Source organism: bacterium (assembly GCA_020444325.1).
Classification (GTDB): Bacteria; Bacteroidota; Ignavibacteria; order SZUA-365; family SZUA-365; genus BM516.
The window spans coordinates 14,041-30,573 of the sequence record JAHLLD010000002.1; the positions used below are offsets into that span (position 1 = coordinate 14,041).

The 16,533-nt window shown below is 58.6% G+C and carries 8 protein-coding genes; 3 read left to right on the forward strand and 5 right to left on the reverse strand.

Going from position 1 to position 16,533, the window contains the following annotated elements; genetic code table 11:
• Positions 1–9 precede the first annotated feature (9 nt).
• The 5 genes from purD to KQI65_02945 all read right to left on the reverse strand — a co-directional run bounded on the left by purD (position 10) and on the right by KQI65_02945 (position 6,696).
• Entirely contained in the window at positions 10–1,308 is a 1,299-nt protein-coding gene (gene purD, locus KQI65_02925; GenBank protein MCB2203676.1) for a phosphoribosylamine--glycine ligase, read from the reverse strand.
• Positions 1,305–2,687 carry a glycosyltransferase family 4 protein gene (locus KQI65_02930; GenBank protein MCB2203677.1) on the reverse strand — a complete coding sequence of 461 codons (1,383 nt, stop codon included), beginning with the start codon at positions 2,685–2,687 and terminating at the stop codon, positions 1,305–1,307. Before KQI65_02930 ends, purD begins: the two co-directional genes overlap by 4 nt.
• A complete protein-coding gene (locus KQI65_02935; protein MCB2203678.1) occupies positions 2,684–3,814 on the reverse strand; it encodes a Xaa-Pro peptidase family protein in 1,131 nt (376 codons plus the stop codon). Before KQI65_02935 ends, KQI65_02930 begins: the two co-directional genes overlap by 4 nt.
• Before the next feature lie 134 nt (positions 3,815–3,948).
• Entirely contained in the window at positions 3,949–5,421 is a 1,473-nt protein-coding gene (gene guaB / locus KQI65_02940) for an IMP dehydrogenase (GenBank protein MCB2203679.1), read from the reverse strand.
• 102 nt (positions 5,422–5,523) lie between these two features.
• Positions 5,524–6,696: an acyl-CoA dehydrogenase family protein gene (locus KQI65_02945; protein ID MCB2203680.1), complete on the reverse strand. Its 1,173-nt coding sequence runs from the start codon at positions 6,694–6,696 to the stop codon at positions 5,524–5,526.
• A gap of 265 nt (positions 6,697–6,961) precedes the next feature.
• On the opposite strand from KQI65_02945, the gene KQI65_02950 reads away from it, so the two are divergent.
• The 3 genes from KQI65_02950 (at position 6,962) to KQI65_02960 (ending at position 16,397) form a co-directional block, all read left to right on the forward strand.
• Entirely contained in the window at positions 6,962–8,011 is a 1,050-nt protein-coding gene (locus KQI65_02950; protein ID MCB2203681.1) for a T9SS type A sorting domain-containing protein, read from the forward strand.
• Positions 8,012–8,238: 227 nt separating this feature from the next.
• Complete coding sequence (locus KQI65_02955; GenBank protein ID MCB2203682.1) at positions 8,239–14,334, forward strand: SBBP repeat-containing protein; 6,096 nt, start codon at positions 8,239–8,241, stop codon at positions 14,332–14,334.
• Between the two features lie 56 nt (positions 14,335–14,390).
• Positions 14,391–16,397 (forward strand): OmpA family protein, encoded by a 2,007-nt coding sequence (locus KQI65_02960; protein MCB2203683.1) that lies wholly within the window; start codon positions 14,391–14,393, stop codon positions 16,395–16,397.
• Positions 16,398–16,533 lie beyond the last annotated feature (136 nt).

Consider the following 16,533-nt stretch of genomic DNA (forward strand, 5'->3'; position numbering starts at 1 on the left):
TTGCGGATGCTATTCGTCGTCCGTGGATGGAAGTGCCTTTTTACCGATATCGGTGCGGTAATACGCACCGTCAAAACGAATGCGATTCACCGCATTGTAGGCGAGCCGGATGCTTGCCGCGAAATCCCTGTCCTCTCCGAGAGCGGTCACCCCGAGCACGCGTCCGCCTGCTGTGACGACACGGCTGCCATCTTCCCTGGTGCCCGCATGAAACACGATCACACCCTCACGGTTCTCATCAATGCTGTCGAGTCCGGAAATGGTTTTTCCCGTTGCGTAGGCATCGGGATATCCGCTGGACGCCATCACCACGCATACGGCATTCGCGTCATGCAGCGGAAGCCGGCTGAGTTCCAGCTTGCTGTCAGCGATCGCGCCGAGAAGGTCAGCCAGATCGTAATCGATGAGAGGGAGAACCACCTGTGTTTCGGGATCGCCGAAACGGCAATTGTATTCAAGTACTTTTGGCCCGTCTTCCGTCAGCATCAATCCCACGAACAACACCCCGGCATAAGGCACGCCATCAGCGCGCATGCCGTCGATCGTCGGTTTGACGATACGAATCTTTATGTCGGCCAGCAGCTCACTCGGGACATGTGGAGTAGGTGCGAATGCGCCCATCCCGCCGGTGTTCTTACCAAGATCGTTATCGAGAATGCGTTTGTGGTCCTGCGCCGGAGCCAGGGTGACAAAGCGTGAACCGTCGGTGAGCGCAAAAACGGAAGCTTCGACGCCGGTCAGGAATTCCTCGACGACCAGTGTCGTGCCGGCCTCACCGAAGGCACCGCCCTCGATCATCTCCTTCGCGCTGTGCAGCGCGTCTTTCTCGGATTCCGCGATAATGACGCCTTTCCCGGCAGCGAGTCCGTCTGCTTTCAGAACCAGCGGATATTTGGAACTGTGGAGGTACTCGAACAATGCTTCACTTTCGTCACTGGTGAACACACGGTATTCCGCTGTGGGGATGCGGTGCCGTTTCATGAAGTCCTTCGCGAACGCCTTGCTGGTCTCGAGCTGTGCCGCCTTGCGGGTGGGACCGAAGATGCGCAGCCCTTCATCCTTGAAGCGGTCGACGATCCCTTCGGCCAACGGTGCCTCAGGGCCGACGACGGTGAGGTCGATGTGTTCTTTTTTCGCAAATGCAAGGAGGGCGTCGATATCTGTGGGCTTGATGTTGACATTGTGTCCCAGTCGCGCCGTTCCGGCATTCCCGGGAGCGCAATACAGGGCGTCGACGTTCCTGCTGTGATTGAGTTTCCAGCAGATGGCGTGTTCACGGCCGCCGTTGCCAATGACAAGAATTTTCATGCTGCATCTGAAGAAGTAGGGTGATGTTCATCATGCGCCCGCTGCCTTCCGGCTGAACGCGTACGCACGCGCGTACCATGTGGGTCCGCCTCGAGAAGAGACGCGAACATCGTTGCAAGCCGGCCGGTCAATGATTTGCGGTCGAATTGCTCAACATAGTCATACGCTGGAGCGGGCAAATTATCATTTTTATACAGTGCATACAAGGCGAGTATCTGATCTGTAATGGTCTTCCTGTCCTCAGGAAACGCAAAGAACGCCGCGCCGCTTTTCTGCAGCACCTGCCGGGCCGCTCCCTCCGGAACGCAGGCGAGAACGGGCTTGCGAGCGCCGAGATATTCATAGAGTTTCCCAGTCGACATCATCTCTTCGCCCCGTCCGCTGCCGATGATCAGCCACAGCACATCGGCATCGACCAGGTGCTGTATGGTTTCACGATGCGGGAGATAGCCGTGCATGAACACGGCATCATCGAGCTGCAGCTCCGCAGTGAGCCTGCGGTCTTCTTCGCGGTCCGTTCCGACAAAGTGCGCTTCAATCTTTCCGCGCAGCGCAGGCTGACGGTCAAAGGCGTCGCACAGCGCACGGAGAAAATGCTCAGGTGTCCGGTTGTAGTAGAACGTACCGGCATAGAGGAAGCGCATGGGGCCGCCGGATTTGCGCGCACGCTGCACCTGCCGGAAATCGTCCTGGTCGAATCCCTGGGAGAGAATCTGTACGTCATTGTGCGCGAGAAAGGGGTAGCCCTTCAGGATGCGCTCCTTGATGGGACGATTGATACTGATGATGGTATCGGCGCTGCGCAGGACGCGATGTTCCTTCCTGCGATGCAGTGCGCGATGGAGGGGGGTGGGATAAAAGTGCAGCGGATTTTCGAGCCAGGCGTCGCGGTAGTCAATGACGAGGGGAAGGCCGGTGCGCCGCTTGATTTCCGCACCGATGACGAAATCGGTATAGGGCGGCGCCGTCGCAAAAATCACATCGAAAGGCTGGCGCTCATGGGCTTCGAGCGCGGCTTTCACGGCATGTTTTTTCCAGCCAATCTTATTGTCGGGAATGAACAGCGCGTTGCTGAGCTTGGCGAGCAGACCGCGGGACTTTCCCGATGGCATGCGTACCACATCTTTTTTCCGCATCAGATGCAGCGGGTCGAGCGAGCGCGTTCGCAGCACTTCGATGCCGAGTCCTTCCAGCTCATCGAGCAGACTCTCGTCTTTCGCAAAATATGCTCGCTCGTCGACCGTGAGTACCGTTGGCTGCCATCCGAATGCAGGGAGGTATTTGACGAACTTCAGTGTACGCTGCACGCCGCTGAGGCCGAGCGGCGGAAAATAATAAGCGATCACCAGGACGCGGTGTACGGTTTTCTGTTCTCTCACGGTTCGAGCTCCGTCAGGCCGCGGGGCAGGGAAGTCAGTGCTTCGGCGCCGCTGGAGGTGATCAGGATATCATCCTCGATACGAACACCGCCCAGTCCGGGCACATAGATGCCAGGTTCAATCGTAATGATCATCCCGGGCTCAAGCGGCTGGCTGTTGCGCCATGAAAGCAGCGGCGCTTCATGAATTTCGAGTCCGATGCCATGTCCCAGCCCATGCTCGAAGCGGTCGCCGTACCCATTGTCGCGAATGACATTACGCACCAGCTCGTCGAGCTGATTGCAGGGGAGGCCGGGAGCCGCGGCTGCACGTCCGATCTCCTGCGCGCCGGCGACGACATCATAAATGCGGCGCATGCGGGGCGACGCTTTTCCCAGGAAAACCGTGCGTGTGATATCGCTGGCGTAGCCCTCGACGACGCATCCGAAGTCCATGAGCACCGTGTGGCCCGCGCGCAGTGCACTGCGTGAGGGTTGCCCGTGAATGAGCGACGAGCGTTTTCCGAAGAGTACTATGGGTGGAAAGCTGTCGCCGTCCGCGCCCATGCGACGCTGCCGGTAGGTGATCTCCGCCGCGATGTCAATTTCGGTCACGCCCGGTTTGAGCAGGGGGAGGATTTCGTTGTACACCATTTCACTGATGCGAATAGCCTGACGCGTGGAATGCACTTCGTCCGCATATTTGTTTTCCCGCAGCTGTTCCACTGCGTCGTGCAGAGGCAGGAGGCGCAGCGGCTTGAGCGTGCGCTTCAGGTTGCTGACGGTGGTGTAGGAGAGGTGCCCCGCTTCAAAGGCCATGCTGCGCTGCTTCCGAAGCAGTCCTTCAGAACGCAGGGCGTCGGTCATGCTGCGTCCCGCAACGATAAGGATTTGCGTCCCGCGTACTTCCCGGGCCGCCTGTTCGCGATAGCGCGGGTCGGTCAGCAGGATGCTTGAGCGTTTACGGACCAGCAGCCAGCCGTTCGAGCCCGTGAAACCGGTCAGGTAGCGTACGTGAGGAAGGTGGGTGACGAGGAAGCTGTCTGCCAGTCCCTCTCGCAGTGCATCCTGCAGAACACGCAGACTCTCACCGCGACGCCTGTCCCCGGACGCCCGGGAAGCAGTCCTATGTGTGCTTTTTGCACCCAAGAATGTGGATAACTTCTGAAAACTTGTGGATAACGTGATGCTGGCACGGGAAATCGGGCTAAACGGACTGTTTTGCCAGATTATTTTCCTGTGCAGAAGCCGGTCAATTCAGGAAAACTGTGAATAACCTGCGATCAGGCGTTGCCGGCCTGGTAATTCGGCGCTTCTTTCGTGATAAAGACATCGTGCGGATGGCTTTCTTTGAGTCCTGCCGACGTGATCTGTATGAACTCGGTGCGTGTTTTGAGCTCGCCGAGGTTTTTGACGCCGCAGTAGCCCATGGCGGCACGGACGCCGCCCATGATCTGATACACCATTTCTTCCAGTTTACCGCGATAGGGTACCATACCTTCGATGCCTTCCGGTACAAGCTTCTTAATGTCGTCTTCGACATCCTGGAAATACCGGTCCTTGCTGCCTTCCTTCATCGCGGAAATCGATCCCATGCCGCGGTACACCTTGTACCGGCGTCCCTCATAGAGGATTTTTTCTCCGGGACTCTCCTCGAGTCCGGCGAACATGCTGCCGAGCATGATGGAATCGGCTCCGGCGGCGAGGGCTTTGGGTACGTCACCCGTCTGCTTGATTCCGCCGTCCGCGATAATGGGCACGTCATACTGCGCAGCGGCTTCCGCGCAGTCCATGATCGCGGTGATCTGCGGCACGCCGACGCCGGTGACGACGCGTGTCGTGCAGATGCTGCCCGGACCGATGCCGATTTTCACCGCGTCTGCACCGGCCTTGATAAGATCTTCCGTCGCTTTTGCCGTGGCCACGTTTCCGGCAATCACATCCGTACCGGGGAATTGCTTCTTGACTTTTTTCACCGTGTCAAGCACGCCTTTTGAATGTCCATGCGCGGTGTCGACGACGATGACGTCCACCGCGGCATCGACGAGCGCCTTGACGCGATCAAGTGTGTCTGCGGCGATTCCGACAGCGGCACCGACGCGCAGGCGCCCGAGATTATCCTTGCAGGCATTCGGGTGGTGCTTCTTTTTCATGATGTCTTTGAACGTGAGCAAACCACGGAGCCGGCCTTTCTTGTCGACCACCGGCAGTTTTTCGATGCGGTGCTCCTGCAGGATGGATTCCGCTTCCTCGAGCGTGGTCCCCAACGGTGCCGTCACGAGGTTGTCGCGCGTCATGATGTCATACACCAGCATCGCGCGGTTGGGTTCAAAGCGCAGGTCGCGGTTCGTCAGGATGCCGATCAGTTTCCCGATGTCGTCGACGATAGGGATGCCGCTGATACGGTATTTCTCCATCAGCTCATGTGCATCGGCCACGGTCTTATCTGCATGCAGGGTGATGGGATTGACAATCATTCCACTCTCCGAGCGTTTGACCTTATCGATCTCCTCGGCCTGCTTGTCGATGCTCATGTTCTTGTGTACGATACCGATGCCGCCCTCACGCGCCAGCGCGATGGCCATGTCCGATTCGGTGACCGTATCCATCGCCGCACTCAGCAGCGGGGTATTCAATGTGATATTGCGTGTCAGACGCGAGCGCACATCAGCTTCACGGGGAAGGATGCTGGATTTTCGTGGAACGAGAAGAATGTCGTCAAAGGTGAGTCCGATGCGAATACGCTTGTGCGGCATGATGCTAGCTTCCCGAAAGTGTATGAGGTTTTACGTATATGCGTTCTGTCTCGTCAATGCGTGCTCTCACATGAATGCGTAGGGTCACGCCATTGCGTGCTGTTACGTATATGCCGGAATACCGGTGATCTGCTGACCGAGCACGAGGGTATGAATATCATGCGTCCCCTCGTAGGTGCGAACCGATTCCAGGTTGTTCATATGGCGCATGACGGGGTACTCGTCGAGAATGCCGTTCGCACCGAGAATGTCGCGTGCGAGCCGCGCTATGCGCAGCGCGATGTCGACGTTGTTGCGCTTGGCCAGCGAAACATGCGCAAAGTTCATACTGCCATCATCTTTCATGCGTCCGAGATGCACGGCGAGCAAACGCGCCTTTGTGATTTCCGTCACCATGAATGCGAGTTTTTCCTGCACGAGCTGGAATGAGCCGATGGGACGGTCGAACTGCTTCCGCGTCTTTGCATAATCCACCGCGGTATCGTAACAGGCTTCGGCGGCCCCGATTGCGCCCCATGCGATGCCGAATCGGGCCTGTGTCAGGCAGGAAAGGGGGGCTTTGAGTCCTTCCGCATCGGGGAGCATGTTCGTGGCGGGAATGCGGCAGTCCTGAAAAACCAGTTCCGATGTCACGGATGCCCGCAGGCTGTGCTTCCCCTTCATTTCAGGTGCGCTGAATCCTTTCGTCCCTTTCTCAACCAGGAAGCCACGGACTGTGCCGTCAAGCTTGGCCCAAACGACGGCGACGTCAGCCAGTGTCCCGTTCGTGATCCACATTTTCGCGCCATTGAGAATGAAGCTGTCACCGTCGCGCACCGCGCGCGTCTCCATGCCGCCGGGATCCGAGCCGTGATCGGGTTCGGTGAGCCCGAAGCATCCGATGGCGTCCGCCGCGGCAAGCCGTGGCAGCCAGTGCTTCTTCTGCTCTTCGGATCCATATTTGTAGATGGGGAACATGACCAGGGAGTTCTGCACGCTGGCGAAACTGCGCACGCCGCTGTCGCCGCGCTCGAGCTCCTGCATCATCAATCCGTAAATCACATTGCTCGCCCCTGCACCCCCGTATTCCTCGGGTAGATTGACACCGAAGACCCCGAGTTCAGCCATCTTTTTCGGCAGTTGCATCGGAAAGCGTCCCTCCCTCGCGGCTTCCTCGATGACCGGCAGTACCTCGTCGTCAACGAAGCTCCGCATTGTGCTGCGCACAAGACGTTCTTCTTCCGTAAACAGTATATCGATGTTGTAGAAATCTGATCCGGTCTGCATAAAATCCATCCGGTCGTTCTCTGAAGGCGGGACTGCTGGGGAAATCCAGAATATCAACAAACCTAAGAAGGACGGCGGCGAAAAGCAAGGTAGTAGGGTGTCATTCCTCCGTGCGCTTCCACTTCCCACAGGCGCTTCGCAGCAGGGATGAACAACGGCCGGGGCCGTCATCCAGCGCCGGGAGGGAGACTGGCGGAGCAGGGTGGGATATTTGTATATTGCGCACAATCAACGACGTATTCAGGCAACGAATAAACAGAAAGGAAGTATTTCCATGAAATATGCTGTGACAGCACTCCTGCTCGCATGCGCCACCACGTTTGCGCATGCGCAGATACAGATTACACGGGCAGATGTTGAGGCGCGCATGGGCGCGACGCAGATGACATCATACGATTCGACATTTTCCGGTGGCACGACGTTTGACCTCTCAGGGTCGGTCTACGACCTCTCGATGATCACTGGCAATGCAACGACCGTACAGACGATGTTCATGGATCCGGCGCAGACGCCGTATCCCCATGAATTTCCTGATGCGACGGATGCGCAGGCTGTGCAGACAGGGGAGGGCGCGGGATACATGTACCTGCGTCTGAGTGATGAGGGACTGTACGCGCTGGGGATCGGCGCCGAGGTGCAGGGGATGGATTTTCTGCTCAAGTACAATCCGGAAAAACCGCAGATGCTGTTTCCCCTGCAGAATGGAACGAACTGGACGTACCAGAGCGGGGTCATGTCGCCGTTCGATGGAATGGAACAGGTCGAACAGAGCGACATCGAAGTCGTCGGAGAAGGTACGCTGCGTACCCCCGAAGGCGATACACCCTGCCTCGTGGTGAAGGAATGGTCGCGCTCGACGACGAAGATTGAATTCGGGGGACAGGTGCTGACCGAATCATACACGACGGACATCAGCTATCAGTTTCTTACGAAAACAGGGGTGAGCGGTTCGATCAGCATCGATACGCTTGATGCGGACAGCAATACGCCCGGACTCGTCTACGCAAGCTGGTCGAAATCGGAAATCAGCACAGGGACGGAAAACGTGCCCCTGGCGCGTGACCTCACCGTGCGATCGGTATATCCCAATCCCGTGGCTTCCGGACAGATCACCGTCGAGTGGTTCTCCGCCTCGGCCGGAAATGTACGCCTGAGTGTTGTCGATGTGCTCGGACGCGAACGCATCGCAGCATGGTCGGAAAACGTGAATGCGGGCATGCGGAGCACGAGGCTTCAGCTCGGGACCCTGCCACAGGGACGGTATTTCCTTCGCATCCAGCAGGGTACGGATGTTGCCATGCGTCCCCTGTCTGTCGTACATTGATGCAGGAACAGTTGAATGCGTGAGAGATGCGTGCGCTCCGTCCGATCATCGGATGGAGGGATCGGTTTCGATCCCACGCAAACGGTCTCATGACGGTTCTCCACAATGGACACAGGTCTCACGCCATGCACACCCGAATCGCCTGGTTGTTTGCTCCTGCTCTGCTGATAGTATTGTGTTCAGGGACTCCTGAATCCGTCGCGGCCCCTCCGCGACCGGCTGAGCATATGGATTATGCAGAAACTGCATATTTCCTGCCGGAGGCGTATGCAGAATCTGCATATTCTCCGCGGGATTTTTATGCGGAAACTGCATATCGCGTATCCAACCCGGCTGCGACACCCAACCGGGGCCGTCCCCCTGCACTGGAGACAATCCCTTACGCGCAGGAGTTTCTCCTCGTTGAGAACAACGGGCAGTGGAGTGGTGATGCAAAACTGGGACGCCTGCACGCGGTGAGCACCGTCCACGACGGGGCGCGCCTGTATTTCTTCGACAGGGGCATCAGCATCGTTCACGAAGGTCTTGCCGCCGCATCGGCCCGCCGCATCCCCGGTGCCGAGCACTACACATCGCTGCCGCCGCAGCTGCAGCGCTATCGTGTCGACCTTCGTTTTCTCTCCGCCCGCATTCCCGCCGACGTTCTTTTTTCAGAAAGTGCGCAGACGCGTTTTCGCTACTACATTCCCGGTTCGCCCTTAGGCGTTGAGGCTGCCGGGTCCCGCGTGATCGAGTATCGTGATCTCTACCCGGGGATCGACCTGTCATGCCGTATCGAGAACGGTGGATTGAAGTATGAATTCCATGTGCATCCCGGAGCGGATCCTTCACGCATTCGTCTGCGCTACGATGGTGTGAACGACGGAAAGATCACGGGCAGCGGCGGACTCGCACTCCGTCACGGCGCGGGTACCGTGCAGGATTCCGCGCCGGTGGCCTGGCAACCGGCGGGGGCAGTGCATATGCCGTGCGACATCGCATGGGCGAAGGATGGACATGTCTTCTCATTCAATATGGGAGCGTATGACAGAACGCGTACGCTCGTCATCGATCCTTTCCTTCAGTGGAGCACATTCCTTGGCGGCAAGCTTTCGGATTATGCCCGCGATGTCACCGTCGATGGCAAAGGTGGGATGATACTCTGCGGATACACCGCAGGGAACGACTTTCCTGTTACGCCCGGTGCCCTGCAGGCGAAATCCCTCGGCAATTTTGATCTGTTCATTACCGCCTTCAACCGTGAACGCAAGATGCGGTGGTCGACGTATTACGGTGGGACGGGGTCGGAAGAAAATCCCTGCATCGCACGTGCCGAGAAAGATGGCGGACTGTATATCTCGGGCTCGACTTCGAGCAGGGATCTCCCGGTTTCGCCTGAGGCCACGCAGCCACGAAACGGGGGACGATACGATGCCTTCCTCCTGGCGCTGACGTCCGAGGGCCAGCGTCGCTGGTCCACCTATTTCGGCGGCAGCTATTCCGACGAATGCAGTGACATCGCCGTTGCCGGGGATGGATCGATCTATGTTGCCGGGGGGACGTACAGTACGAATTTTCCGGTCACACCCGATGCGGTGCAAACCAGCAACGGCGGGGATTATGACATGTTCGTGGCGCAATTCACGGCGAAAGGCACGCGGCAGTGGGCCAGCTACATCGGTGGTTGGAGCATGGATTACGCCACCAGCATCGCGGTGGATGAGGCAGGAGACCTCTTTCTCGGCGGAAGAACCGAGAGCAGTAATTTCCCGGCGGTCTCGCAGGGTCTGCAGTCATCTTACGGCGGCGGCAGCTTCGATGGCATCGTACTGCGTATCAGCGGCAAGACGCACAAGTTGCTCTGGAGTACGTATGTAGGCGGAGAGGAAGAGGACAACGTTGACCAGCTGCTCCTCGACGCCAAAGGGAATATCGTCATCACCGGGTACACGGCAAGCAAGCGTTTTCCCATAGCAGGAAAAGCCGAGCAGCGCCGGCAGGCGGGCCTCATTGATGCATTCCTCGCACGGATGGACGGCCGTGGAAAAATCCAGTGGGCGACCTATCTGGGTGGGTCCGAAGTCGACAAGGCGACGGGGCTGGCAGTGGACAAGTACGGGAATATCATGATTGCCGGTTTTACCGGGAGCAAGAATTTCCCGCTCGCTGGCAAAGGTTTCCAGGAAGAGAAGAAGGGCGGCTACGATGTGTTTCTTTCCCAGTTCGGCACAGAAGGCGCCTATATCTGGGGAACGCTGTTCGGTGGCGAAACGCATGATATCGCCTACGGTCTCGCGATTGATGCGAAGGGAAATTCCATCGTTGTTGGCGGTACGGAAAGCCGTGGCTTCCGCACTGCTGGCAATATTTACCAGGGTGACCTCGCAGGACTGACAGACGCTTTCGTACTTCGCATCATCTTCAATGAACCTGCAGCGAATGCAGGTCGCGATACCACGATCTGCTACGGCGGCAGCGCCCAACTCGGTGGAGAAGCGGTGGGTGGACAGCCTCCATATCGTTACTCCTGGGCACCTTCATCTTCACTCTCATCGGCGACGGATATACATCCCCAGGCAACTCCATCGAAGTCGCAGGAGTATGTGCTCGTCGTGACGGATGCTGAAGGCGCCGTCGCACGGGATACGGTCATGGTGCATGTCTCCAGTCCGCCCGTGGTCGATGCCGGGAATGATCGTGCACTTTGCCCGGGAGGCAGCGAAGCACTGCAGGCAAACGTTCGCGACGGTCGTCCCCCTTACACCTATACCTGGTCGCCTGCTGAAGGACTCAACAACGTGGAATCCGCGAATCCCGTCGCAACTCCCGGGCGCAGTACGCGCTACGTGATCACCGTGCGGGACGCCCTCGGCTGCACTGCCAGCGACTCGGTTATGGTCCGCGTGCATCCCGCGGTTGCAGTAGATGCAGGACGCAGCCTCGAAGCGTGTGCGAACGCACCGGTGCGTCTGCGCGCCGCGGTCACGGGGGGACAGGCGCCATTCCGCTACAGTTGGAAGCCTGCGGTGGGACTCGATAACCCCGGTCTGCAGTCTCCGCAGCTCATGCCACAGAAGGATGCCGTCTATATCGTCACGGTCACCGACGCGAATGGATGTACCGGGAGCGATACGCTGTCGGTTTCCGTTCATCGTCCCCCGGTCGTGGACGCAGGCGACAATCAGGCGCTCTGTGCGGGTGATGAATTGAAACTGCGCGCGAGGGTCAGTGGAGGCAAACCGCCTTACACCTACGCATGGTCTCCGGGCACGGGACTCTCGTCCACAAAGGATTTGAGTCCGGTGGCAAGTCCGAAGAACACGACGATGTATGTTCTCAGCGCGACAGATCGGAATGGCTGCATTGTCCGCGATTCCGTACTCGTCAGCGTGCACCCACAGCCCGTACTGAAAATGGCGACGGATGTGGATCTCTGTTCCTCAACGGACGTGCAGATCGGGGCGGAAGCCACGACCGGTACGCCGCCGTATCGCTACAGCTGGAAACCGGCGACCGGGCTCAGCGCGGCGAATATTGCAATGCCCAGAGCGGCACCCGATCGCAGTACGACATACACCGTTGTCGCGGAAGATGCCAACGGCTGCCGCGTGCAGTCAACAGTGCGCGTGACCGTGCAGCCGAGACCCCGAATACGACTGCGCGACAAGGAACGCGTCTGCCTCGGCGCGGACCTGAAGCTGGAGCCCGACGTCTCGGGCGGGAAACCTCCTTACACCTACGCATGGTCGCCGTCATTCGGACTTTCCGCTGCAAACATCGCCCGTCCCGTAGCTCGCCCGGCTTCCCCGGTGACGTATACACTGCGGGTGACCGATGCGCGCGGCTGCGTCGGCGAAGCGAAAGTAGATGTTGAAGTGCTCGCACCGCCGGCGGTCAACGCCGGGGAGGATGTCGTGCTGTGCGAGGGTACGCCTGTGACGCTCGATGCGCGTGTGACGGGAGGACGGCCTCCGTACCGCGTTGTCTGGAGTCCCAACGAGGGGCTGAGCAGCGTCCGCAAACTCGATCCCACCGTCCGCACTACACAGTCGCGCGTGTACACCATAACGATCACCGATAAAAATGGCTGCGTCGCGACGGACGAAATTACGGTGCAGGTCGCACCGCCGCCTCGCGTCAATGCCGGCAAGGATGTCACGACCTGTTCCGGGACACCGGTCGCATTGAACGCCGCAGTGAGCGGAGGCACACCTCCGTATCGCTATCAGTGGGCACCGGCCGCGGGACTGAGTGCTCCCATGGCCGCCACCACGACGGCACAGCCAGACAGATCCACCCGCTACACGCTCACGGTGACCGACGCGCGCGGATGTGTTGCAACGGATGAGGTGTCAGTTGATGTTCAGGCGGCACCTGTAATTACTGCGCCGAAGGAACTGACGATTTGTCGTAACCAGGGACAGCGTATCGAACTGTCTGCGAGCGGGGGACGAAAGCCATATCGCTATGAATGGACGCCGCGTAATGGACTGAGTGACGGCAGCAGTGCTACCCCGGTTGCAAATCCGATTCAGACGACGACGTACACAGTGACCGTTACCGATCAGAACGGCTGCCGTGTGTTCAAGACCATCACGGTGACCGTGCTCCCGTGCAACAAGTCCGATGCCGGAGATGACGAGACCATGTGCGACGGGGGCGAAGTACGTATCGGAGCCGCTGTGGTAGACACCATGTACGGTGCCCAGTATTCGTGGAAACCTGCAGCGGGATTGAGCAGTGCGACTTCCGCGCAGCCAGTGGCACGACCTGCAAAGACCACACGGTACGTCCTGAGCAAAAGCAACCGCTTCGATTGCGTGAGCAGGGACACCGTGCTGATTACCGTATTCCCCTCACCGAAGGTGGAAGCGGGGAAGGATCTCGTACTCTGTCCCGGCAGCAGTGGAGACCTGAAGGGTAAGGTGTCCGGCGGTACGCCCCCCATATCGTTTCGCTGGGAGCCTGCAACCGGACTCACCCGCAGCGATGCGCTTACCGCCCGTGCCTCTCCTCTGGAGAGCACGACCTATCGGCTGATCGTTACGGATGCAAACGGTTGTATGGCGGAAGATTCACTCACCGTACGCGTGCCGCCGGCACTGGCAGTTGACATGCAGCGAACGGTTGAGGTGTGTGAGGGAAACGAAATTCGCCTGGGGGGCAGGATCAGTGGAGGACAATCCCCGTATGAAGTGATGTGGAGTCCGGCAAAAGGACTCAGCGACCGGAAGTCCCCGACTCCCGCATTTTCGGGCAGTGCCTCCGGCATATATTTCATGACCGTCACCGATGCCGTGGGCTGTGAGTTCATCGATACCGTCGCCGTTACTGTTTTTCCCGCACCTGTCGCGGAAATCCGTACCGAAGGTCCCCCGGAATTCTGCGAAGGTGAGAGCCTGACGCTTGCCGCTCCTGCGGGGTACGCAGGCTATGCCTGGAGCAACGGTGCGAAATCGTCATCCATTACTGTGAAGGAAGGCGGGAGCTATGCTGTCACCGTGACCGATGCGCATGGTTGCAACAGCACCTCGCAATCTCTCAGCGTCACCCGCCATTCGCGTCCCACGCCCGCCATTGCGGCGCGTGGACCACTGACATTCTGTGAAGGCGACAGCGTGCTGCTGGACGCCGGTAAAGGCTATATCGCCTACAGCTGGTCCACCGGTGCGACGACGCGGCGCATTGCGGCGCATGCGTCCGGCACCTACAGTGTCAGTGTCGTCGGAGACGGTGACTGCGAAGCGCAGGCAGAGCCTGTAACGGTGACAGTCCACCCTTTGCCTGTCGCATCCATGCTCCGCCGCCTCGATACGCTGATCGCCGCTCCTGCAGAGAAATATCAGTGGCTGCGCGACGGCAGAGTCCTTCCCGATGCGCGGGGACGCATGCATGTTGCCGATGCGAGTGGAACCTATGTGCTGCGCACGTCGAATGCGCAGGGGTGCTCGGCTGAGAGTTCGCCGATGAAGCTGGAATTCGCTTCCGCGACGGTGGATCTCCCGGATCTCCGTGTGCATGCAGGTGATACCGTGGATATCAGCCTGCGGCTCATTACGTCGAAAGGACTCGACCGCTCAGGCGCCGATACATTGCTGGCCCTCATGCCGCTGAAAAAAAAAAGTGTTCGCATCCTCTCCGGGGGTGATCTCTGGACGGATGACGACGGTGAAGAATATGTGCGCTTTCACGGCAGTTACCACAGGGGAAAGAAGACCCTGGCCGTTGTGCGCATGGTCGTAGAGGAGGAGAGGGGCGTGATCCCTCTTGAGCTTGTTTCCGTGCGATGGCTGAACGGCCTCGTTCGCACTATTCGCAGGGATGGAAAAATCCGCTTGCAATAGACCCCCTCCTTCCGTAGACTTTTCCATACGATTATCACATCGGTTGAGGTGCATTCGTGAAGTCACGCCTGCTTGTTCCGCTGCTTTTCATGTTGCTTTCGACGGCCGTCATCGCCCAGCAAAACGAGGAGGATGATACGCAACGGCCCCGCTATGGCGTATTCGGTGATTACGCGCTGAACTACCACAGCGCGGATTTCCAGCGCCTGCCGGGTGTGCCCAACTGCTGTCCCCGATTCGAGGAAGGTGACGGCAGCGGCTTCATGCTCGGCCTGCTCTATGAGCTGCCGCTCATGCAGAAGCTTTCGCTGCTGGTGCGGCTGGGTTACGTGGATTACAGCGGACTGCTTTCAGCCGAGGAGAAGGAAATGCTGTTTGTTTCTCCCACCTTTTACGAAGGCACCTTCGAGCATACGGTAGATGCCTCGCTTGCCGCCATTGCTCTTGAACCGATGATCGCATACAATATTGCAGGCGGACTTTCGCTGCTTGGCGGATTGCAGGCGGGTCTGGTCACGACGGCACAGTACGAACAGGTCGAGACCATTATCGATCCACCTGACCGTGGTGTGTTCGTCGATACGCAGCAGCGTACGAGGAATTTTTCCGCGGGGGACATTCCTGATGCTTCCTCCTTCGTCGCTTTCCTCGTGGGCGGATTGCGCTACGAGGTGCCGCTGAATGATCGGGGCACGCTGTTCGCTGCACCGGAAGCGCTGTACTCACTCGGACTGACACAGGTAGTGTCTGATCTCACATGGTCCGTCAATACCTTTCGCATCGGTGTTGCCCTGATGTATCGTCCCAGAGCGGAAAGGGTTCGCATCGTTGCTCCACCGCCTCCACCTCCGCCGCCCCCGCCACCCCCGCCACCACCTGAGCTCATGGCTGCGGTCACGGCATCCGGGGTGACGGATGCAGGCAGGGAACTGCCGATCGCGACGATTCGAGTGGAAGAGTTCATTTCCTCCGAAATGCGTCCCCTGCTCAACTATGTGTTCTTTGATGAGAATTCCTCCACGCTCCCGGATCGGTATGACAAGCTTTCGAAGCCGGAGACCGCGTCCTTTACCATGCTGCAGCTCAAGCAGCTCGACAATCTCGAGACCTACCATCATGTTCTGAACATCATCGGCAGTCGCATGCTCGAGCATCCGGAGGCAACGCTGCAGCTGGTTGGAAATAACAGTGATGAAGGCGTGGAAGCCGGGAATACGCAGCTGTCGAAGCAGCGCGCGGAAACGGTACGTGACTACTTTGCGTCCGTGTGGGGCATTGCGCCGAATCGCCTTCGTATCGAAGCCCGCGATCTTCCGGCAAAGCCTTCGAACATCGAGGAAGTCGACGGCATTCAGGAAAACCGTCGGGTAGAGATCTACAGCAATGTTCCGGAGATTCTCGATCCCGTTATCATTGACGATACGCTGCGCTCGGTCAATCCGCCGCTTATTCGTTTCCGTCCCGATGTGCAGAGCGATGCAGGCGTCATCGACTGGGCGCTGCGTGTACGGCAGGGCGAGAAGGATTTGAAGGGATTCCGCGGCAAACTCAATCCCCCCGAGACCATCGACTGGGAAGTGCAGAACGAGCGCGAGAGCATTCCGCGTTCGGATGAGGACCTTACTTACATTCTCACTGTGACTGATGCAGCGCAGCAGGTGGCATCATCCGAAGCGGGACGTCTGCCCGTCGAACAGATTACGGTGCAGAAAAAGCGCCGCGAGCAGATGGGTGATCGCATCATTGACCGCTACAATCTCATTCTCTTCGATTTCAATTCGGAGAAACTTGGTCCGCGCAACGAACGCATCATCGATATGATTCGTCCCCGCATCGCCGAGAACGCCACGGTGACTATCACGGGCTTCACGGATCGTATCGGCGAGACTTCAGTCAACGAGCCGCTTTCGCAGGGACGTGCACGCAGCGCCGCACGCGCACTCGGTGTCCCGCCTGAGCGTGCGACGGGACAAGGTGAAACGAACATGTACACGAACGACTTGCCTGAGGGCAGGTTCTACTGCCGCACCGTGACGATCCTGGTCGAAACGCCGGTGGAATAATCTTTTCGCATCCTCGCGCGCAGGTGCTCAGGCGCCTGCGCGCATGTTATATCGGAAGGGAGAGGAATTATTCATCCATGACGCCGGATTGACTGGCAGAGGGAGGCTTCCATTCGCATTATGCATGAAAGATGCC